Raw genomic sequence first — 22,311 nt, 5'->3', positions numbered from 1 at the left:
AAAATGCTATACTTGAGTGTAATTTCGGAATTATCTGAAATTATATTTTCCTGCGATCGGGAGCAGGTATTGGAAAGGTAAGGTTATAATATGAGCTTATTTACAAAGATTTTTGGCACTCATAGCCAGCACGAGCTGAAACGAATTACACCGATTGTAGATAAAATCGAAGCGTTAGCTCCTGAATATGAGGCGCTGAGCGATGAAGAACTGCAGGCAAAGACTCCGGAGTTTAAGGAGAGACTGGCGAATGGCGAGACACTGGATGACATTCTGGTTGAGGCATTTGCGACAGTCAGAGAGGCTGCAACGCGTGTTTTAAATATGAGACATTATCGTGTACAGTTGATCGGTGGTGTGATCCTCCATCAGGGGCGTATCACAGAGATGCGTACCGGTGAAGGTAAGACACTGGTATCAACACTTCCGGCATATCTGAATGCACTGGAGGGCAAGGGTGTTCATATTGTCACGGTCAATGATTATCTCGCAAAGCGTGATGCGGAGTGGATGGGAAAGGTACATGAGTTCCTTGGTCTCACGGTCGGTGTGATCTTAAACTCCATGGATAATGATGAGAGACGTGACGCATACAACTGCGATATCACATATGCGACGAACAACGAGCTTGGTTTTGATTATCTTCGTGATAACATGGTTGTTTATAAGAAGGATCTTGTACAGAGAGAGCTTCATTATGCGATTATCGATGAGGTCGATTCCGTATTGATCGATGAGGCTCGTACGCCGTTGATCATTTCCGGACAGAGCGGAAAGTCCACAAAGCTTTATGAGGCATGTGATATTTTTGTGAAGCAGCTGACCAGAGGTACCCGCAAGGAGCTTTCCAAGATGGATATCCTGATGGCAGAGGATGAGCAGGAGACCGGTGATTACGTTGTAGATGAGAAGGAGAAGAATGCGAACCTCACAGAAGAGGGTGTCCGCAAGGCGGAGCGTTTCTTTGGTGTTGATAACCTGGCAGATCCGGACAATCTGGAGTTGCAGCACAATATCAACCTTGCACTGCGTGCACATTCTCTGATGGCAAGAGATAAGGACTATGTAGTAAAGGATGATGAGGTACTAATCGTCGATGAGTTTACCGGACGTATTATGCCGGGACGTCGTTTCTCTGATGGTCTGCATCAGGCAATTGAGGCGAAGGAGCATGTGAAGGTGAAGCGTGAGAGCAAGACGCTCGCTACGATCACATTCCAGAACTTCTTTAATAAATATGAGAAGAAGTCCGGTATGACCGGTACTGCATTGACAGAGGAGAAGGAGTTCCGTGATATTTACGGTATGGATGTTATTGAGGTTCCAACCAATCTTCCGATAGCACGTATTGACTATGATGATGCGGTTTACAAGACCAAGAAGGATAAATTCAATGCAGTTGTTGCTGATATTGTACAGGCACATGAGAAGGGACAGCCTGTACTGGTGGGTACGATCACGATCGATACCTCAGAGATGCTCAGTCAGATGCTTCAGAAGAAGGGAATCCCGCACAAGGTATTAAATGCGAAGTTCCATGAGCTCGAGGCAGAGATTATCGCCGATGCCGGACAGATGGGCGCTGTAACGATCGCAACAAACATGGCAGGTCGTGGTACGGATATTAAGCTTGGCGAGGGTGTAAAGGAGCTCGGTGGTCTTAAGATCATCGGTACAGAGCGTCATGAGTCCCGCCGTATTGATAACCAGCTTCGTGGTCGTGCAGGTCGTCAGGGAGATCCGGGTGAGTCCCGTTTCTATATTTCTCTTGAGGATGATCTGATGCGTCTGTTCGGTTCCGATCGTATCAAGGGGCTGTTTGATGCAATGCCGGACGGTGAGCAGGTAGAACATAAAATGCTTTCCAGTGCGATCGAGAGCGCACAGAAGAAGATCGAGGGTAACAACTTCGGTATTCGTAAGAATCTGTTAGAGTTTGATCAGGTCAATAATGAGCAGAGAGAAGTCATCTACAAGGAGCGCCGTATGGTTCTGGATGGCGAGAATATGCGTGATACGATCCTGAGCATGTTAAAGGAGCAGGTGGAGAAGCTTGTCAGCCATGTGATCGGTGAAGAACAGAGTGCAGAGGACTGGGATATCGATGAGCTGAATAATGTGCTTCTGCCGGTTGTTCCGCTTAAGAGAATTGAGCTGACAGAGGAGCAGAAGAAGCATGGTACAAAGGCTGAGCTGATCGAACAGCTTCAGGAAGAGGCTGTTAAGGTATATGAGGCGAAGGAGGCTGAGTTCCCTGAGCCGGAGCAGTTCAGAGAGGTAGAGCGTGTTATCCTGTTAAAGGTTATTGACCGCAAGTGGATGGATCATATTGATGATATGGATCAGCTTCGTCAGGGTATCGGTCTCCAGGCATATGGACAGAGAGATCCTGTTGTTGAGTATAAGTTTGCCGGTTTTGATATGTTCGATGCGATGATTGATTCTATTGCAGAGGAGACGATCAAGGTTCTGACTCATATCAAGATTGAGCAGAAGGTTGAGAGAGAACAGGTTGCCAAGGCGACAGGAACCAATAAGGATGAGTCTGTTGCGAAGGCTCCGAAGAAGAGAACAAGTAAGAAGATCCAGCCAAATGATCCGTGTCCGTGTGGAAGCGGTAAGAAGTATAAGCAGTGTTGTGGCAGAAAATATTAATGACACAGCGACAAGGATAGAGAGATAATATGATGCAGGGGCAAATGACTTTTGCCTCCAACATCATAATATTTTAAAGGGAAAGAAAGAGGTGAATAAGATGGTTGAGTTTGATGCGATCAAACAGTCCCTGGCAAATTATGCCCAGCCATTGTTAGAGATGGGGGATTCACTTTGACCTGGCTAACAAAAAAGACCGGGTTGAAGAGCTGGATAAGACAATGGAAGAACCGGGATTTTGGGATAATCCCGAGAAGTCTACAGCGATAGTACAGGAAAGTAAGCATCTGAAGGATGTGATCGAGCGCTACGAGAAGCTCTGTGCAGACAGGGAAGACATGCTGATGCTTATTGAGATCGCAGAGGAGGAGAACGATACGGATATGGTTCCGGAGGTGCAGGAGAGCTATGATGAATTCTGCAAGGAATACGAAGCCATCCGTATTGAGACGCTTCTGTGCGGAGAATACGACAAGGATAATGCCATCCTGACGCTTCATGCAGGTGCCGGCGGCACCGAGAGCTGCGACTGGGCGAGCATGCTGTGCCGTATGTATCAGCGATGGGCTGAGAAAAGAGGCTTTCAGGTTGAGATGCTCGATTTTCTGGATGGTGACGAGGCAGGTTACAAGTCTGTTACTTTGCAGATCAATGGTGAGAATGCTTACGGTTATCTGAAATCGGAGCATGGCGTTCACAGATTGGTTCGTATCTCGCCGTTTAATGCGGCAGGAAAGCGTCAGACCTCATTCGTGTCCTGCGATGTTATGCCGGATATTGAGGAGGAGCTTGACATTGAGATCGCAGACGATGATATCCGTATCGACACATACCGCTCCAGCGGTGCCGGCGGACAGCATATTAATAAGACGTCATCGGCAATCCGTATCACGCATTATCCGACCGGTATCGTGGTACAGTGTCAGAATGAGCGCTCCCAGCATATGAACAAGGATAAAGCAATGCAGATGCTGAAAGCAAAGCTGTTTATCTTAAAGCAGCAGGAGCAGCAGGAAAAGGCAAACGGTATCCGCGGCGAGTCAAAAGAGATCGGCTGGGGAAGCCAGATCCGCTCATATGTAATGCAGCCATATACAATGGTAAAGGATCACAGAACGAACGAAGAAATATCCAATGTGCAGGGTGTGATGGACGGTAATATTGATCCGTTTATCAATGCATATCTTGCATGGATCACAAAAACAAATCACTAAGACAAATGGATGGAGGACGATCATGGTAAAAGTAGGAGTATTAGGTTATGGAACAGTAGGCTCTGGAGTAGTGGAGATCCTTGATAAGAATAAGGACATCATTGCAAAGAGAGTTGGCAAGGATGTCTCAGTAAAGTATGTACTGGATCTGCGCGACTTCCCGGGAGACCCGGTTGAAAAGGTACTGGTACATGATTTTGAGATCATTGCAAATGACCCGGAGATTTCTATTGTTGTAGAAACCATGGGAGGAGTTCACCCTGCCTATGAATTTGTCAGAAAATGTCTGGAGAACGGCAAGAGCGTATGTACCTCCAATAAAGCACTGGTGGCAGCATATGGTCCGGAGCTTTTAGCACTGGCAGAGGAAAAGAACATCAACTTCCTCTTTGAGGCAAGTGTAGGCGGTGGTATTCCGATCATCCGCCCATTAAAGACATCCCTTGCACCGGATGAGATCCTCGAGATCTCCGGTATCTTAAACGGAACAACGAACTATATTCTGACAGAGATGACAGAGAAGGGCTCGGATTTTGATTCCGTATTGAAGGATGCACAGGACAAGGGATATGCTGAGAAGGATCCGACAGCTGATGTGGAGGGATATGATGCATGTCGTAAGATTGCGATCCTTACCTCTCTGGCATATGGTAAGCAGCTCGATTTCGAGGATATTTATACAGAGGGTATCACAAAGATCACAGACCGTGATATCGCATATGCAAAGAAGATGGGAGCAAAGGTAAAGATTTTTGGCTCCAGCAAGAAGGTTGGCGATAAGGTCAGTGCAATGGTTGCTCCACAGCTTATTTATCCGGAGCATCCGCTTTATAGCGTAGACGGCGTATTTAATGCGATCCTTGTAAAAGGAAATATGGTCGGAGATGTTATGTTCTACGGTCAGGGAGCAGGAAAGCTTGCAACTGCAAGTGCTGTTGTCTCTGATGTCATGGATGCGGCAAAGCATGCAGGTGTCAATATCATTACACTTTGGGATGCAGAGAAGCTTGATCTGGTGGCAGCAGAGGATGCAAGAAATGTATTCTTTGTCCGTGTCAGCGGCATCAAAGCACAGAAGTCTGACAAGGTGAAGAAACTGTTTGGCAATGTCAAGATGGTTGATGCAGGATATGATGATGAGTTTGCGTTTGTTACGGAAGAGATGAGCGAGGGCGAGTACCAGAAGGCTGCAGAGCAGCTGGAGGGGGTCATTAACAAGATCCGTGTTGATCAGACCGGTCTTGCATAACAGACCTGCCCTGCAGGAATTTGGAGACTGCATAACAGTGCAGCAATCTGCGGTGTCTACAGGGGATTTCCCTGAAATTAGCACCGTTACATATGTTGTCGCGTAAAACAGGATAGAGAGTATGGAAAGCGACTGGAATCAGTCGCTTTCTTTCATGGAGATTAAAATGAATATTCAGAAGAAGATTGCAGAAGAATTAAAGATTAAGGAGTGGCAGGTTGAATCGGTCATTAAATTGATCGATGAAGGCAATACGATTCCGTTTATTGCCCGTTACCGTAAGGAGGCACACGGTTCGCTGGATGATGAGCAGCTTCGAAATCTCTCCGAACGACTGACGTATCTGCGCAATCTCGAGGAGAAGAAGCAGCAGGTACTGGCAAGTATTGAGGAACAGGGAAAGCTCACAGAGGAGTTGAAAAAACAGATTCTGGAAGCACAGACACAGGTTGTTGTGGATGATCTGTATCGTCCGTACCGCCCGAAGAGAAGAACGAGAGCAACAATCGCCAAAGAGAAGGGGCTTGATGGTCTTGCACAGATCATTATGGCACAGGAGACAGTGAAAAGTCTGGAAGAGGAAGCACAGATGTATCTTTCGGAGGAGAAGGGCGTTGATAGTGTAAAGGATGCTATTGACGGTGCGCGGGATATTATTGCGGAGCAGATTTCCGATGAGGCGGATTATCGTATATATATCCGTAAGCTCACCATGGAGGAAGGTGTGATTACATCCACTGCAAAGGACGAGAAAGAGCAGTCTGTTTATGAAATGTATTATGAGTTTCAGGAGCAGGTCAGCAAGATCGCAGGACACCGTGTGCTTGCGTTAAACCGGGGCGAGAAAGAAAAGATCCTTGTTGTAAAGCTGATCGCGCCGGAAGAGCGGATTCTGCAGTATCTTCACAAGAAGGTGATCGCCGGAGACAATGCGAATACCGAAGCAGTACTTGAGGAAGCGGTGGAGGACAGCTACAAGCGCCTGATCGCACCGGCGATCGAGAGAGAAGTGCGCAATGAACTGACAGAGAAGGCTGAGGATGGAGCAATCCGTGTCTTTGGAAAAAATCTGGAGCAGCTTTTAATGGCTCCGCCGATCGCCGGCAAAACAGTGCTTGGATGGGATCCGGCATTTCGTACCGGCTGTAAGCTGGCGGTTGTGGATCCGACCGGAAAGGTATTGGATACTACGGTTATCTATCCGACAGCACCACAGAACAAGGTCGATGAAGCGAAGCGGGTTGTCAAAAAGCTGATTGACAAGTATGATATTTCCCTGATCTCCGTCGGAAACGGAACGGCATCCAGAGAATCCGAGCAGATCATTGCCGAGATGCTAAAGGAAATTAAGAAACCGGTACAGTATGTGATCGTCAATGAGGCGGGGGCATCGGTTTATTCTGCAAGTAAGCTGGCAACGGAGGAGTTCCCGAACTTTGATGTAGGACAACGATCCGCCACATCCATTGCAAGAAGAATCCAGGATCCGCTGGCAGAGCTTGTGAAGATCGATCCGCAGTCGATCGGTGTAGGACAGTATCAGCATGACATGAATCAGAAAAAGCTGTCGGAGACGCTTACCGGTGTTGTGGAGGATTGTGTGAATAAAGTAGGAGTAGATCTGAACACGGCATCCGCTTCCCTGTTGGAATATATATCAGGTATTTCCAAGACGATTGCGAAAAATATTGTCACATACCGCGAGGAAAACGGTCGTTTTACGAATCGGAAGCAGCTGCTTAAGGTGGCAAAGCTTGGTCCGAAGGCGTTTGAACAATGTGCGGGCTTTATGCGTATCCCGGATGGAGACAATCCGTTGGATGCAACGAGTGTGCATCCGGAGTCTTATCAGGCAGCAGGACAGCTTCTGGAGAAGTTAGATATGACGATGGAAGAGGTCAAAAAACTGCAGGGTGAGATCGCCAAAGCCAATACAGGAAAGCGTGGCGTGGCTCCAAAAACAAAGAAAAAGAAAGAATTTGTTGTCCGTAATACCGGTTCTGCATTTGGTGCCGCATTTGCAAAGGCGTTTGGCGAGAGCCGGCCGGAGTTTGCTGAGGAAAAGCCTGCAGAGAATATTAAGAAAGCCGGCGTAAAGGGAATTGCCGGTCGTATCCATGACAAAAAGAAAATGGCACAGGAGCTTGGAATAGGCGAGATCACGCTGGAGGATATTGTGAAGGAATTGGAAAAACCGGCAAGAGATCCGCGTGATGAAATGCCAAAACCGATCCTTCGCACAGATGTTCTTGAAATGAAGGATTTGAAGGAGGGGATGATCCTGAAAGGAACCGTGCGCAATGTAATTGATTTCGGTGCTTTTGTGGATATCGGCGTGCATCAGGACGGTCTTGTTCATATTTCCCAGTTGTCGGACAAAGGCTTTGTGAAGCACCCGTTGGATGTTGTCAGTGTCGGAGATATTGTTGATGTCAAGGTGATGAGTGTGGATCTGAAAAAACAGAGAATCCAGCTGACTATGAAACTTTAAACAGAAAATGACTAATTTTTTGCTTTTTACTGAGGGAATATGTTATAATCACTTGGAAGGAGGAGTGCGGTGTGTTTTGAAGGATCCGAAGTGATCTTTTCATAAAAATGACACAATTGCACGATAATATCAGTGGGAATATTTGGAAGACGCATTGACATTAAAAATGCGACAAAGACAACCTACAGCGATGAAGATTTAAGAAAGCTGGATCTGAATTACCGCAATAAATTTCAGATCGACCGTGAAAAGCGGATATACACTCCGTTTCGAAAGGAGATGCCGAGAGCGTGGCAGAGTCAGGTTCGTGATATGGCATTTGAGCAGATTCTGGATGACCGCATTTTCAGTTTTCGTCACCTGCTTGTGATCCCGAATCCCTATGGTGCATCGGTACAGACAGCCATGCTTCTGTTCAATACACCGAAGGAATACAGGGTGCGTTATCGGATCCTCGGCAAGACGGAGGGGACGGATTTTGTTGGCGAGACCCGCATGACGACGAGACATCGTGTCCCGATCATGGGACTTTATAAAGGATATACCAATAAACTGATCCTGGAACTGATCGACAGTGCAGGAGAGGTGTACCAGCGAAGAGATTTAAGGATTTACACAAGAGATATTCCGCTCGGACAGCAGAATATCGTGACAAAGGTAGAGCATTCAGAGTCTTCCTGCTTTCCATTCATTCTTGTAAACGGATTCCGGTTTAAACCGGTGGTATTTGACCAGAATGGAGAGGTACGCTATTCGCTGCAGATCAAGACGGATCAGACGGGTATGATCCCATTAGAAAACGGCAGATTTCTTTATGTGGATGCCACTGTGAACTGTATGGCGGCGAACGGAAGCATCAGAGCCTGCCGGTATCATGAGATGGATTACATGGGCAGAGTGTATCAGACCTATGTGCTGGATTATCCGGTTGGACGGTATGCGGCGCAGAATGGGGATTCCCTGTTCCTGCTGACGGCGTCAGAGGAAGGCTATGCCGATGACTGCATTATCGAACTGGACAGGAATACCGGACAGATCCGAAAGAAGTGTCTGCTTCAGGATCTGCTGGGAGATAAGTATCGTATCGAGGGCAACTGGATTGTTGCGAGCGGTATGCAGTATGTGCAGGGACAGCTGATCTTAACAATGAGACGGTATCATACGGTATTGTCGATCGACTGGGAGAAGCAGTCCGTCAACTGGGCACTGGCTCCGGAGTCGATCTGGAGAGGCACTGTGCTTGCGGACAAGCTTTTGAAGTCTGTGGATCGGGAGAAGATGGATGGCTATATGCCGGAAAGCCCGGATATTCAGGTACAGGAGGATGGAAGCTTAAAACTCCGCCTGTACTGTATACAGAATAAGGGAAATGTTCCCGCAGAGGGAGCGGAATCAGATGATGATTCACGGATTGACTTTTATAATATCGATCCGGTCCGAAAGAGTTTTCAGAAGGAACGTAGCATTGCTGTGGTGAAGAGCCAGAGGGATGCAGGATGTTTTTACCGGCAGGAGAGTGACAGAATATTATCTCTGTCAGGAATGCTGATGAGACGTTCCGACAATCTGAAGGCATGTATCGAGGAACTGGATGGTCAGACCGGAAGGATGATCAACAGACTGCGCCTGTGTAAGCGCTACCGGAGTGCATGGGAGTTTAAGCCGGATATAGAGGCTTATTCTGTGCCGCTGGAGCATGATCTGGATGCCGTAAAGGGAACCATTGCACCGCCGGCTTTGTATAAGTCTGTGAATGGGGAGACCCCGCCGGAGGCTGTTGCAGAGAAGCTCAAGAAGAGATATTTTGGGAATATCCGGGTGAGTGATACGCTGTTTTTGTTTGCTTTTTGTCCGGGAACAGTCCAGAATGTTTATCTGATCGGCGAAACGCAGTCGTATGTTCAGTGCTTTGAGGGGCTGGAGACCAGACCGCGCAAGGAAAGCTTCTGCATGGCGTTAGACCAGCTGGAGCTTGGTGAATATCAGGTATATGTAGAATTTGATAATCAGATCTACCATCTGAAAAATGAGATCAGAGTGGAAAGATCACAACAAGAATAATATATGGAGGAAAACAATGAATCAATTATCACATTTGGAAGAGCTGGAGGCTGAGGCGATTTACATTATGCGTGAAGTTGTAGCTGAGTGTGAAAAGCCGGTTATGTTGTATTCGATTGGAAAGGATAGTTCGGTAATGCTTCATCTTGCATTGAAGGCATTTTATCCGGAGAAGCCGCCTTTCCCATTTCTTCATGTGGATACCACATGGAAATTCCACGAAATGATCGAGTTCCGTGATAAAATGGCAAAGAAATATGGATTGGATATGATTGTATATACCAATCAGGAAGGTGTAAAGCAGGGAATTAATCCATTTGATCATGGTTCTGCATATACAGATATCATGAAGACGCAGGCACTGAAGCAGGCACTGGACAAGTATGAATTTACAGCAGCATTCGGTGGTGGCAGACGTGATGAAGAGAAATCCCGTGCCAAGGAGCGTATCTTCTCATTCCGTAATTCCGCACATGCATGGGATCCGAAGAACCAGCGTCCGGAGATGTGGAAGTTATACAATACAAAGCTGTTCAAGGGTGAAGAGGTGCGAGTATTTCCTCTTTCCAACTGGACAGAGAAGGACATCTGGCAGTATATCCGTCAGGAGAATATCGAGATTCCATCCCTTTATTTTGCCAAGGAGCGTCCGGTTGTTTATCGTGATGGCAACATCATTATGGTGGACGATGACAGAATGCGTCTGAAGGAAGGCGAGAAGCCGGTTATGAAGAAGGTTCGTTTCCGTACATTAGGATGTTATCCGCTGACCGGTGGTGTAGAATCTGATGCAGAGACACTGGATGAGATCATTGAGGAGACATTGAGTGCAGTATCTTCCGAGAGAACCAGCCGTGTTATTGATAATGAGGCGGCAGGCAGCATGGAAAGAAGAAAGAGAGAGGGGTATTTCTAAGATGCAGAGTTTACTGAAATTTATTACATGTGGTAGTGTAGACGACGGAAAGTCCACACTGATCGGACATATGCTTTATGATGCTAAGCTGATCTTCGCGGATCAGGAAAAGGCATTGGAGCTTGATAGTAAAGTGGGAAGTACCGGTGGTGCAATTGATTACTCCTTACTGCTTGACGGACTGATGGCAGAGCGTGAGCAGGGAATCACGATCGATGTTGCATATCGTTATTTTACGACAGAAAAGAGAAGCTTTATCGTAGCAGATACACCGGGTCATGAGGAGTATACCCGTAACATGGCGGTTGGTGCATCCTTCGCAGATCTGGCGGTTATCCTTGTGGACGCTTCCAAGGGCGTTCTGGTTCAGACAAGACGCCACACACGTATCTGCGCACTGATGGGTATCAAGCATGTTGTTTATGCGGTCAATAAGATGGATCTTATTGATTACGATGAGAATGAGTTTAAGAATATTGCAAAGCAGATCAAGATCATGACCGGAGAGTATGATTTCGAGACAATGCATATTATTCCGGTATCTGCAACAGTTGGTGATAATATTACGACGGAGTCTGCAAAGACACCTTGGTACAAGGGTGGTACTCTTCAGAATTATCTGGAGACGATCGATGTTACCGATCACTCCGACGAGACAGGTTTCGTTATGCCGGTACAGCGTGTAAGCCGTCCGGACCGCACTTTCCGTGGTTTTCAGGGACAGGTTGAGGTTGGCGAGATTCACGTCGGAGATGAGATTACCTCTCTGCCAAGTGGTGAGACAGCTCAGGTAAAGAGCATCCTTAATACAAATAAGGAGGTTGACAATGCCTCCAAGGGTCAGGCAGTAACGATCCAGCTTGATACAGAAATCGATGTATCCAGAGGCTGTATGCTCTGTAAGGATGTGAATCTGCATACCAATAAGATGTTTACATCCACTCTTCTGTGGATGGATGATAATAAGCTTGTAGCAGGAAAGAACTATTTCCTGAAGCTTGGAACCAAGATGGTGCCTGCTGTTGTTATGAATATCAAGTATAAGGTTGATGTCAATGAAGGTACCCATGTTCAGACAGATAAGCTCTATAAGAACGAGATTGCCTGCTGTGACATTGCCTGCTCTGACACGATCGTATTCGATGAGTTCAAGCATCATAAGGAACTTGGCGGTTTCGTTCTGATCGATCGTATCACCAATATGACATCTGCATGTGGTGTCGTTGAGCATCCGCTTCGCCGTGATGACAACCTGACATGGCATAATATGGACATCACAAGAGATCTTCGTGCACAGCAGAAGGGACAGGAGCCGAAGACAATCTGGATGACAGGTCTGTCCGGAGCCGGAAAGTCTACTCTGATCAATGAGGTAGAGAAGAGACTCTTTGCACAGGGCAAGCATACAATGCTTCTGGATGGAGATAATGTTCGTATGGGACTGAACAAGAACCTTGGTTTCAAGGAGCAGGATCGTATCGAGAACATCCGTCGTGTGGCTGAGGTTGCCAAGCTGATGAATGATGCCGGATTGATCACACTGACATCCTTTATTTCCCCATTTGCAAGTGACCGCCGCAGTGCAAGAGATATCATCGGTAATGACAATTTCATCGAGATCTACATCAGCACACCTCTTGAGGAGTGTGAGAGAAGAGATGTCAAGGGTCTTTATAAGAGAGCCCGCAGCGGTGAGATTCCAAACTTCTCAGGTATTTCCAGTCCTTATGAGGCACCGGAGAATCCGGAGATCACGATTGATACAACCGGTATGACGGTTGAGGAATCTGTAGATTACCTGATGGAAGAGCTGAAGAAGTATCTGTAATCCGGGGGATTTTAATGGATCGACGATAAAAATTAAAAACAGGTTGCAATATTCATAGTAATGTAGTATGATTAGTATGAAAACGATAAAAGAGGGTTTGGCTGTTCCGGCAGCCAAACCTCTTTGTAGTTAAGAATATATATGATAAATAATATATTTTATAATGAATCATATTGAAAATGATATAAACGGAGGATAAATATATGGATTTGGAAAAAGAGCTTGCTGTGGCAAAGGAAGCTGCGGTACAGGCAGGTTATGCAATCATGGATGTTTATGAGAATGCCGAGGATATGCAGATTACTTATAAGGATGGAGATATGCCGCTTACAGCAGCGGACAAGGCATCAAACCGTATTATTGTGGATGCGCTTAAGAAAGCATTTCCGGACTATGCAATCCTTTCCGAGGAGGAGAAGGATGATCTGTCCCGCCTGGAGAACGATTACTGCTTCGTGGTAGATCCATTGGACGGAACCAAGGAGTTTATCAAGAGAAATGGTCAGTTTACGGTTAATATTGCACTGTCTTACCGGCATCATTCCATTATGGGTGTGATCTATGTACCTGTGACAGGTGAGCTATATTATGCGGCACAGGGTCAGGGCGCATTTCTTGACACGAAGGATAAAAAGGGGGAGAAGCTTCAGGTATCCGACTGTACGGATATGAAAGAGCTGCGTATGGTGATGAGCAGCTCCCATGGCTGTGAGCAGATGGATCAGCTTTTGGAGAAGTATCAGATCAGTAATTTTGTGAAGATGGGAAGCTCCTTAAAGGGCTGTGTTGTGGCAAAAGGCGATGCGGAGGTGTATTACCGTTTTAATCCGACGATGGAGTGGGATACGGCAGCGATGCAGTGTATCGTGGAGGAAGCCGGAGCTGTCTTTCGTCAGATGGATGATACCCCGATGCTTTACAACCGTGAGGACAGTCTGAATGCAAAGGGCTTTTACATTATCAACTCCATGAAGAATAAGCTGGAGCTTGACGCAAAGTAAGCTTATCAAGAGATATTTAAGGTACAAAGCCTATATGGAATACAAAACGAAACGGAGGAAGAGATACCATGAAAACTGAAAAAAACAAAAAAGATTTTAAGAGTGAATTTGGTATGATGCTTGCGCTTTTAAAAATCGGATTTATCGGTTTTGGCGGCGGAAGTGCTCTGATTCCGGTTATCGAAAAAGAAGTGGTTGAGGAGAGGAAGCTTGTCACGGAGGAAGAGTTTAATAAGGATGTATTAGTGGCAAGCATCACACCCGGAGCGCTGCCGATGGAGATTTCCACCGGACTTGGCAAGCGGGCATATGGTGTCGGCGGAATGATAGTATCTGCACTGATGCTTGCATTTCCGGGAGCACTGATCACGGTGGCAATGCTTGTCGCAATGTCACGTCTTCATTCAAGTGTACTGACACAGATAGAGATCCTCTCGATAGGTATCTCCGCATTTATTGCATGTCTGCTTACCGAATATTCCAGAAAGACTTTGGCAGAGGCGCGGGCAGAGAGTAAGGGGCGCTGGAAGCGTGCGGTTGTAATCCTGGTGGGCGTATTTTTGCTGACCTGCGGGAAAGCAGTGTATGGAATCCTGGGATTCGAAGGAACGCCGATCGTACATCTGTCAACGTTGCAGGTGCTCGGCGTGTCGATGTTTGGTATTTTGTACACACACTGCAAGTTTACCCGGAAGAATCTGACAGTTTCCGGTGTGCTGATCCTGGGATATATTGCATGTCTAAGCTTTGATCTGCCGTATGAGACTTATATTTATAACGGACTTCGGGCAGTGATGGTGATTCTGGCAGTCTGGGGACTGGTTCGCAGCATTTTGGATGATGGACAGAAAAAGATAATTTCTCCGAAAAGGATGCTTCAGGAGGAGATGGCATGGATCCTGTTTTTTGCGGTGCTTTCTGTACCGGCACTGTTATATGGCGGACATGTTCTGGAATTTCTGGGACAGGGCTTTCTTTCCTCCATCCTTTCCTTTGGAGGCGGTGATGCGTATCTGTCTGTTGCGGACGGTATGTTTGTCAATTCCGGAATTGTTGAGAAGGCTGACTTTTATGGTCATCTGGTACCGTTAGTCAATCTTCTTCCGGGATCTATTCTGTGTAAGACCTTGTCCGGCATTGGTTATCTGCTGGGCTTTGAGATGAGCAGCGGAAGCATTCCGGCAGGCTGCCTTGTGGCACTGGCCGGATTTGCATGCAGTGTTATGGCGTCCGGCGGAGTATTCTGTCTGGTATCCCATATTTATGAATGCTTTGAATCGCTCAGCGTATTCCGGCTGCTGAGCCGCTGGATCCGTCCGATCATTGCAGGTACCCTGCTGACAGTTATGCTGTCCCTTTTCTCACAGAATATCAGTACCGGGGCAAAGCTTGGCTGCCCGGCATGGATCGCTCTCGGTATCTCTGCGCTGATCTATGGGATGAACCTGATCCTGCTGTATGTTCTCCGCAAGAAAAACGGTATGCTGATCCTGTGTTCCATCGTGGCAACACTCGTTCTTGGTAACGTGGCAATCCTTTTGTTTTAAGCCTGTAAGAAAAATAAATAAAAAAAATTAAAAAAAGGGCTTGCATTTTTTGAAAAGCTAATATATAATATCTCAAGTACGGAACAGAGATGTGAAGTACGAGAGATAATTTGTGCGCGTAGCTCAGCTGGATAGAGCGTCTGACTACGGATCAGAAGGCCGGGAGTTCGAATCTTCTCGCGCACGCTATGAATCCTTGCAGCGGGTATTCGCAGCAAGGATTTTTTCAATGTAAAGAACTTGTTGTTTTGATATTGTATAATGCTTTTTGACTCCGGCATGATAATATGGAAGTCAAAAGCTTTTTGTTTGCAGTGATCTGGATGGAAGGAATGAAAATATGATTCAATATGAAAAATTACAGGAGATTGCCGGGGCAGAGCATGTTCACAGGGATGAGCCGATGTCATCACATACAACATTCCGTATCGGCGGACCGGCAGACTATTATGTGGAGACCGGAGATGAGCAGACACTTGCCGGCCTTGTCTGTGCATGCCGGCGGACGGATACTCCGTTTTTTATTCTTGGCAATGGCAGTAATCTTCTGGTGGCAGATGAGGGCTACCGTGGTGTTATGATCTCTCTGCGGGGCTTCGATGAAATTTCCTTTGTAGAAGAAAAGACATCGGACGGTAAGACGCTCATGAAAGCCGGAAGTGGCGTACTTCTTTCCAAAGCAGCGATGCAGGCGGCCGGAAAGGGGTTGACAGGATTTGAATTTGCAGGTGGGATTCCCGGGACGCTCGGTGGTGCAGTAACGATGAATGCAGGTGCCTATGGAGGGGAGATCAAGGACGTGATCGTGTCTGTCCGGGTGATGGATATGGAAGGACAGATCAGAGAACTCTCTGCGCAGGAGTTGGATCTTTCATACCGCCATAGCGTGATCCAGGAACAGGAGCTGATCGTGCTGTCTGCCGATTTTGCTTTTAAGGATGGCGATACAGAGCAGATTCAGGAGAAGATGCGTGAACTCAATGCACAGCGAAGAGAAAAGCAGCCGTTGGAGTACGGAAGTGCGGGAAGTACATTTAAAAGACCGGAGGGCTATTTTGCCGGAAAGCTGATCCAGGATGCCGGATTGAAAGGCTACCGTTGCGGTGATGTCATGGTTTCCGAGAAGCACAGCGGCTTTGTGGTGAATGTCGGAAAGGGAACCTGCCATGACGCGATGCAGGTGATCGAACATGTGCAGAAAGCCGTCTATGAGCAGTTTGGAGTAGAACTGGAGCTTGAAGTAAAGAGACTTGGATAATATGATGCAGGGGTCAAAGGCGGAGAGTAATCCGTGGAATAAGTATAATACGATCAAATTTGTACCGGAACAGGTGTGAGCCGGCGAACCGGATACAGATTGGGAAAGAGAAGGATAACGATGCGATTTGTGATAGTGACGGGAATGTCCGGTGCCGGTAGAAATTCCGTAATGAAAATGTTAGAGGATATGGGGTACTTTTGTGTGGACAATCTTCCGGTTCGTCTGATCCCGCGTATGACGGGAATGATGCTTGAGGAGAACAGTCTGGACAAGGTGGCGATCGGTATTGATATCCGTAATCAGCAGGGGCTTTCAGAGCTGGATGATACACTGGATGAGATGCTTATAGCAGGGATCCGTTATGAAATCCTGTTTCTGGAAGCAGACAGCTCCGTGTTGATCAAGCGGTATAAGGAGACGAGACGTAACCATCCGCTGGCACTGCAGGGGCGTGTGGACAAGGCGATCGAGGCGGAGAGAGAAGAGCTTGCGCCGCTCAAGAAGAGAGCGGATTATATTTTAGATACCAGTCATATGCTGGTGCGCGATCTCAAGCAGGAGATTGATAAGATATTCCTTGGCAAGGAAGAATACGAGAGCTTTTTTGTGACAATCCTGTCGTTTGGCTTCAAATATGGCATTCCGGAGGATTCCGATCTTGTGTTTGATGTGCGATTCCTGCCGAATCCATATTATATACCGGATCTTAAGCCACAGACAGGCAATGACCGTCCGGTGTATGATTACGTCATGTCGTCGCCACAGGCGGTTACCTTTGAAAAGCAGCTTTTTGAGATGGTGGAATTTTTGATCCCAAATTATATTCTCGAGGGCAAGAATCAGCTTGTTATCAGCATTGGCTGTACCGGAGGAAAGCACCGCTCCGTGACGATCGTCAATGCATTGGCAAAGCACATGAAGCAGCTTCCGTACAGTATTAAGGTGGAGCACCGTGATATCGAGAAGGACAGGAAGCAGGGAAAGTGAGAAGGGTTTGCTGAAATGAGAAAGGATATGTCATTTTCCGGCAAGGTAAAGCAGGAGCTTTTAAAACAGCTTTCGGCAGCAAGACATTGTCAGATTGCTGAGCTTGCAGCGCTGTTTGATCTGAATGGAAGGATACGCCGCCGAGATGATGGGGGCGAATATCTGGAAATACGGACAGAAAACTTGACAGTCGCTCGAAAATCTTATATGTTATTAGTTAGTGTATTTCATAATCCGGTTGATGTTCGTGTCAGAAACCATAATATTCACGGTGAGGTTCGGGAGTATTATATTGATGTCACCGGGCAGCAGGCGATTATATCTATACTGAAAGCATTGAAATTGATGAATGAACAGGGAGTAGTTACAGGGGATTGTCTGGGACAGCAGCATCGTCTCATTCAAAATGCCTGTTGTAAGCGTGCCTTTTTGAGGGGGGCGTTTCTGTCTGCCGGTTCATTGTCGGATCCGGAGAAAGCATACCATCTTGAGTTTGCAGTTCTCTCGGAGGGGTTTGCTTCTTTTATTAAGGAGATTCTGGCGTTTTTTGAATTGGAAGCCAAGATCGTCAAACGGAAAAGGTATTTTGTGGTATACATAAAGGAAGGATCACAGATCGTTGATTTTTTGAATGTCGTGGAGGCACATGTGGCGCTGATGGACTTTGAAAATATACGGATTGTGAAGGAGGTTCGCAACTCTGTGAATCGTCAGGTCAACTGCGAGACGGCGAATATTGGGAAAACCGTTGCTGCAGCGGCGAAGCAGATTGAGGATATCAGGTATATAGAATGTAATATGGGGTTACGAAAGCTTGCAAAGGGATTGCGGGAAACGGCAGAGCTGCGTCTGGAATATCCGGATGCTTCGTTACAGGAGCTGGGAGAGATGCTTCAGCCACCGATCGGGAAATCGGGAGTCAATCACCGGCTGCGCAAATTGGGAAATATTGCAGATGAATTGAGGGAGCAAAATTAATGTTCTTGTTCAAAAAGGAGGAAATGTAACCATGATTACAAAAAAAATTAAAATTCAGATTCAGAGTGGTCTGGAGGCAAGACCGGTTGCTGTTCTTGTTCAGGTAGCAAGCCAGTATTCCAGCAGCATTTATGTTGAGGTAGAGGACAAGAAGGTCAATGCCAAGAGTATCATGGGAATGATGACACTCGGACTCGCAGCAGGTGAGGAAGTTGTTGTTTCTGCCAATGGAGATGACGAGCAGAATGCGATGGACGACATTGTTAAGTATCTGAGCACATCACAGGCATAATTGTAGAACATAGTAAGCCGTTTGATCTTGTATCAGACGGCTTTTTGGCTTTATAAGGAAGGATTTGGGATTATGGGATTTGCACACTTGCATCTGCATACAGAGTATTCTCTGTTAGATGGCTCCTGTAAGATCGGCGAGCTGATGAGCCGGGCGAAGGAACTTGGCATGGAGAATATCGCCATTACCGACCATGGCAATATGTATGGGGTGATTGATTTCTACCGGGCGGCGAAAAAGGAAGGAATCAATCCGGTGATCGGCTGTGAGGTTTATGTGGCACCGGGGTCGCGCTTTGATCGGGAGAATGTCCGGGGGGAGGATCGATATAACCATCTGGTGCTTCTGGCAGAGAATGATCTTGGGTATGCCAATCTGATGAAGATTGTCTCTATCGGGTTTACGGAGGGGTTTTATTATAAGCCGCGAGTGGATGCGGAGGTGCTCGAGAAATATCATGAGGGCATCATTGCGCTCAGTGCCTGTCTGGCGGGCGTTGTTGCGTCGAATCTGCGTCAGGGCTTTTATGAGGAAGCCAAGAAGGAAGCACTGCGTCTGTCGGAGATCTTCGGACCGGATCATTTCTATCTTGAGCTTCAGGATCATGGTATTGATGCGCAGAAGATCGTTAATCAGGGGCTTTTGCGCATGAGTCAGGAGACGGGGCTGGAGCTTGTTGCGACTAACGATGTGCATTATATCCGTGCCGAGGATGCGGAGCCGCATGATATTTTGCTTTGTATCCAGACACAGCATAAGGTACAGGACGAGGATCGTATGAGATACGAGGGTGGTCAGTTTTACCTTAAATCCGAGGAGGAGATGAGGGCGCTTTTCCCATATGCGCTGCAGGCGGTGGAGAATACCGGAAAGATCGCCGGGCGCTGTCATGTAGAGATTGAATTTGGAAAATATAAGCTGCCGAAATTTGATGTGCCGGAGGGATACACATCATGGGAGTATTTGAAGCATCTTTGTTATGAAGGAATCAAGCGGCGCTATGAGGATGTGACCCCGGAGATTCAGGAGAGATTGGATTACGAGTTAAATACCATTAAGAATATGGGATTTGTGGATTATTTCCTGATCGTGTGGGATTTCATCCACTATTCGCGAGAGCAGGGAATCGTGGTAGGACCGGGACGTGGCTCTGCTGCCGGAAGTATTGTGGCATACAGTCTGGAGATCACGAATATCGATCCGCTGGCGTTTGATCTCCTGTTTGAGCGTTTCTTAAACCCGGAGCGTGTGACCATGCCCGATATCGACGTGGATTTTTGTTATGAGAGACGGCAGGAGGTCATCGATTATGTAACCCGCAAATACGGCAGAGATCATGTGGCGCAGATTGTCACCTTTGGTACGATGGCGGCAAGAGGAGTGATCCGTGATGTCGGCAGGGTTCTTGATATGCCGTATTCCTATGTGGATACGATCGCCAAGTCTATTCCGATGGAGAAGGATATTACGATCGCTAAGGCAATTGCAAATATACCGGATCTTCGTCAGCTCTATGAGACGGATGAGCAGACAAAGTATCTGCTCGACATGGCCCAGAAGCTGGAGGGGCTTCCGAGGCATACCTCGATCCATGCGGCAGGTGTTGTGATCGCACCGGAGCCGGTGGATCATTTTGTACCGTTATCCAAGGGCTCAGAGGGCAATGTCACAACGCAGTACACGATGACAACGTTGGAGGAGCTTGGTCTTCTGAAAATGGATTTCCTTGGTCTTCGTACGCTGACGGTTGTGCAGAATGCTGCCGGAATGTGTGGCATGAGCGATGAGGATATGCTGCATCTGGATCTGGAGGATGAGAATGTATGGAAGCTGATCTCGAGCGGACGCACCGAGGGAATCTTCCAGCTTGAGAGCTCCGGGATGAAGCAGTTCATGAAGGAGCTGCAGCCGGAAAGCATGGCGGAAATTGTCGCCGGTATCTCCCTGTACCGTCCGGGTCCGATGGACTTTATTCCGCAGTATCTGGAGGGAAGAAGCAACCGGGAGAGCATTCATTATGACTGTCCGCAGCTTGAGCCGATCCTGGCAACCACCTACGGCTGCATCGTTTATCAGGAGCAGGTTATGGAGATTGTCCGTAGTCTCGCCGGCTACAGTTATGGACGAAGTGATCTGGTGCGTCGAGCCATGTCCAAAAAGAAAGCAACGGTCATGGAGGCGGAACGCCAGAACTTTGTGTACGGTAATGAGGAAGAGGGCGTAAAGGGATGTATCGCCAATGGCATTCCGGAGGAAGTTGCTAATAAGATCTACGATGAAATGATCAGCTTTGCCGCATACGCATTTAATAAATCCCATGCGGCTGCATATGGAATGGTCACTTTCCAGACAGCATGGTTGAAATGCTATCATCCGGTAGAGTTTATGGCATCTTTGCTGACCTCCGTTAAGGAAAATACAGGAAAGATTGTCGAGTATGTGATGGAGTGCCGGCGGATGGAAATTGAGATCCTGCCGCCGGATGTCAATGAAGGCTACAGTTATTTTTCTGTATCCAACGGTAAAATACGCTATGCGCTTTCGGCAATCAAGGGAATTGGCTCCGGCGTGATCAACAATATTGTGCAGGAGCGTGAGCGTGGTGGTCCGTTCAGCTCCATGCAGGATTTCATGAAGCGTCTGACCAGCAAGGAGGTCAATAAGAGCAGTCTGGAAAGTTTTATTAAGGCAGGTGCATTTGATGGCATGGAGGGCAACCGGAGACAGAAGCTTCAGGTTTACCAGAGCATGTTAAGCAGTGTGAATCGTGAGAAAAAGGATTCGATGTCCGGTCAGCTGTCTTTGTTTGATATGGGAGATGAAGATCTGGAGCATGCAAATGAGGTGACGTACCCGAATCTTGAGGAGTTTGAAAAGGAAGACCTTCTTGCTTATGAGAAGGAAGTGCTTGGCATCTATATCAGCGGTCATCCGCTTGAGGAATATGTTTCTCTGATCCGGCAGAATTCCACCTGTACCTCCAGGGATTTCGTACGGCAGAGCGAGGAGGAAACCGGTCAGGAGCCGGAGAGGATCGAACATCAGCAAAATGTTGTGATCGGTGGAATGATCACGGCAAGAACCGTCAAGACGACAAAGACCAATAAGCTGATGGCATATCTGACGCTGGAGGATATGTACGGTGCTGTAGAGGTTTTGATGTTCCCTGACATTTACAGCAAGAAAAAGGAGCTGTGTCAGGAAGATACCAAGGTGTTTATCAGAGGACGCGCTGACATGGGCGGCGACCGTGACGGCAAGATCATTGCAAGGGATATCATTCCATTTTCCATGATTCCATGCGAGCTGTGGCTTCGTTTTAAAAATAAAGAAGATTTTGAACAGAAGGAACCACAGCTATATGAGAAATTATCTCCATATGACGGAACGGATCAGATCATTGTTTATCTGGAGGAGGAGAGGCAGATGAAGAAGCTTCCGCCGGGACGCAATGTCAACGCAAGACAGGTCATCCGCGAAAATGTACTGGAAGATTTTGTGGAAAGTGCATTGAAGGAGAGAAAGTTGTAGGATCGGAAGATTGCAAGAGGAAATTAGAAAATAACTAAATCTTTGTTAAATATAACCAAAAAACTTTGCTTCAGTAACCATTGTTCTTTGTGAATGTTACACAATAGAACACGACAATGAGCCATAGGTATCCTATGGCTTGTTTTATTATTCTATTATTTTAAGTTATTGCTGAAGCTCTGCTCGGAGCATGTCCCGGCTTGACCGGAATCCAAAGATTTTCCGGGGAAAAGCATTTATCCAATGCTCGATATATGCGATCTGCTGATCTGTATAGAGTGTTATATCTGCACCCTTCGG

The 22,311-nt window shown here is 47.0% G+C and carries 14 protein-coding genes and 1 tRNA gene; all 15 read left to right on the top strand.

Annotation, left to right across the window (positions count from 1 at the left end):
- Window positions 1-90: 90 nt before the first annotated feature.
- The 15 genes from secA (at window position 91) to ACZLMD_RS04865 (ending at window position 22,011) form a co-directional block, all read left to right on the top strand.
- A complete protein-coding gene (gene secA, locus ACZLMD_RS04935; protein ID WP_022305678.1) occupies window positions 91-2,655 on the top strand; it encodes a preprotein translocase subunit SecA in 2,565 nt (854 codons plus the stop codon).
- Window positions 2,656-2,755: 100 nt separating this feature from the next.
- A protein-coding gene (prfB, locus tag ACZLMD_RS04930; protein WP_482523359.1) for a peptide chain release factor 2 occupies window positions 2,756-3,869 on the top strand; the annotation gives its coding sequence in 2 pieces (ribosomal slippage) (window positions 2,756-2,830 and window positions 2,832-3,869; 1,113 coding nt in all).
- A 22-nt stretch (window positions 3,870-3,891) separates the two neighbouring features.
- The gene (locus tag ACZLMD_RS04925; RefSeq protein ID WP_022305676.1) at window positions 3,892-5,118 is read left to right on the top strand and encodes a homoserine dehydrogenase; all 1,227 of its coding nucleotides are present in this window, start codon (window positions 3,892-3,894) and stop codon (window positions 5,116-5,118) included.
- 166 nt (window positions 5,119-5,284) lie between these two features.
- Window positions 5,285-7,609: a Tex family protein gene (locus ACZLMD_RS04920; RefSeq protein ID WP_118559955.1), complete on the top strand. Its 2,325-nt coding sequence runs from the start codon at window positions 5,285-5,287 to the stop codon at window positions 7,607-7,609.
- Between the two features lie 132 nt (window positions 7,610-7,741).
- Window positions 7,742-9,670: an aryl-sulfate sulfotransferase gene (locus ACZLMD_RS04915; RefSeq protein ID WP_489495227.1), complete on the top strand. Its 1,929-nt coding sequence runs from the start codon at window positions 7,742-7,744 to the stop codon at window positions 9,668-9,670.
- 16 nt (window positions 9,671-9,686) lie between these two features.
- Window positions 9,687-10,586: a sulfate adenylyltransferase subunit CysD gene (cysD, locus tag ACZLMD_RS04910; RefSeq protein ID WP_243100575.1), complete on the top strand. Its 900-nt coding sequence runs from the start codon at window positions 9,687-9,689 to the stop codon at window positions 10,584-10,586.
- A 1-nt stretch (window position 10,587) separates the two neighbouring features.
- Window positions 10,588-12,414 (top strand): adenylyl-sulfate kinase, encoded by a 1,827-nt coding sequence (gene cysC / locus ACZLMD_RS04905; protein WP_022305672.1) that lies wholly within the window; start codon window positions 10,588-10,590, stop codon window positions 12,412-12,414.
- 203 nt (window positions 12,415-12,617) lie between these two features.
- Window positions 12,618-13,415, top strand: a complete 798-nt coding sequence (cysQ, locus tag ACZLMD_RS04900; protein ID WP_022305671.1) for a 3'(2'),5'-bisphosphate nucleotidase CysQ — start codon at window positions 12,618-12,620, stop codon at window positions 13,413-13,415.
- A gap of 68 nt (window positions 13,416-13,483) precedes the next feature.
- Window positions 13,484-14,962, top strand: a complete 1,479-nt coding sequence (locus ACZLMD_RS04895; RefSeq protein ID WP_489495226.1) for a chromate transporter — start codon at window positions 13,484-13,486, stop codon at window positions 14,960-14,962.
- A gap of 112 nt (window positions 14,963-15,074) precedes the next feature.
- Window positions 15,075-15,148: transfer RNA gene (locus ACZLMD_RS04890), tRNA-Arg, on the top strand.
- Window positions 15,149-15,302: 154 nt separating this feature from the next.
- Window positions 15,303-16,220 carry a UDP-N-acetylmuramate dehydrogenase gene (murB, locus tag ACZLMD_RS04885; RefSeq protein ID WP_118559911.1) on the top strand — a complete coding sequence of 306 codons (918 nt, stop codon included), beginning with the start codon at window positions 15,303-15,305 and terminating at the stop codon, window positions 16,218-16,220.
- 120 nt (window positions 16,221-16,340) lie between these two features.
- Window positions 16,341-17,210: an RNase adapter RapZ gene (gene rapZ / locus ACZLMD_RS04880; RefSeq protein ID WP_022305667.1), complete on the top strand. Its 870-nt coding sequence runs from the start codon at window positions 16,341-16,343 to the stop codon at window positions 17,208-17,210.
- Window positions 17,211-17,237: 27 nt separating this feature from the next.
- A complete protein-coding gene (gene whiA / locus ACZLMD_RS04875) occupies window positions 17,238-18,188 on the top strand; it encodes a DNA-binding protein WhiA (protein WP_487601487.1) in 951 nt (316 codons plus the stop codon).
- A 31-nt stretch (window positions 18,189-18,219) separates the two neighbouring features.
- Window positions 18,220-18,480: an HPr family phosphocarrier protein gene (locus ACZLMD_RS04870; RefSeq protein WP_022305665.1), complete on the top strand. Its 261-nt coding sequence runs from the start codon at window positions 18,220-18,222 to the stop codon at window positions 18,478-18,480.
- A 72-nt stretch (window positions 18,481-18,552) separates the two neighbouring features.
- Complete coding sequence (locus ACZLMD_RS04865) at window positions 18,553-22,011, top strand: DNA polymerase III subunit alpha (protein WP_118559913.1); 3,459 nt, start codon at window positions 18,553-18,555, stop codon at window positions 22,009-22,011.
- The last annotated feature ends 300 nt before the right edge of the window (window positions 22,012-22,311 follow it).

It is taken from the genome of Jutongia sp. (assembly GCF_057878315.1).
Note: the sequence above shows the minus strand (reverse complement) of the source record. Positions and strands in the feature narration are given on the sequence as shown.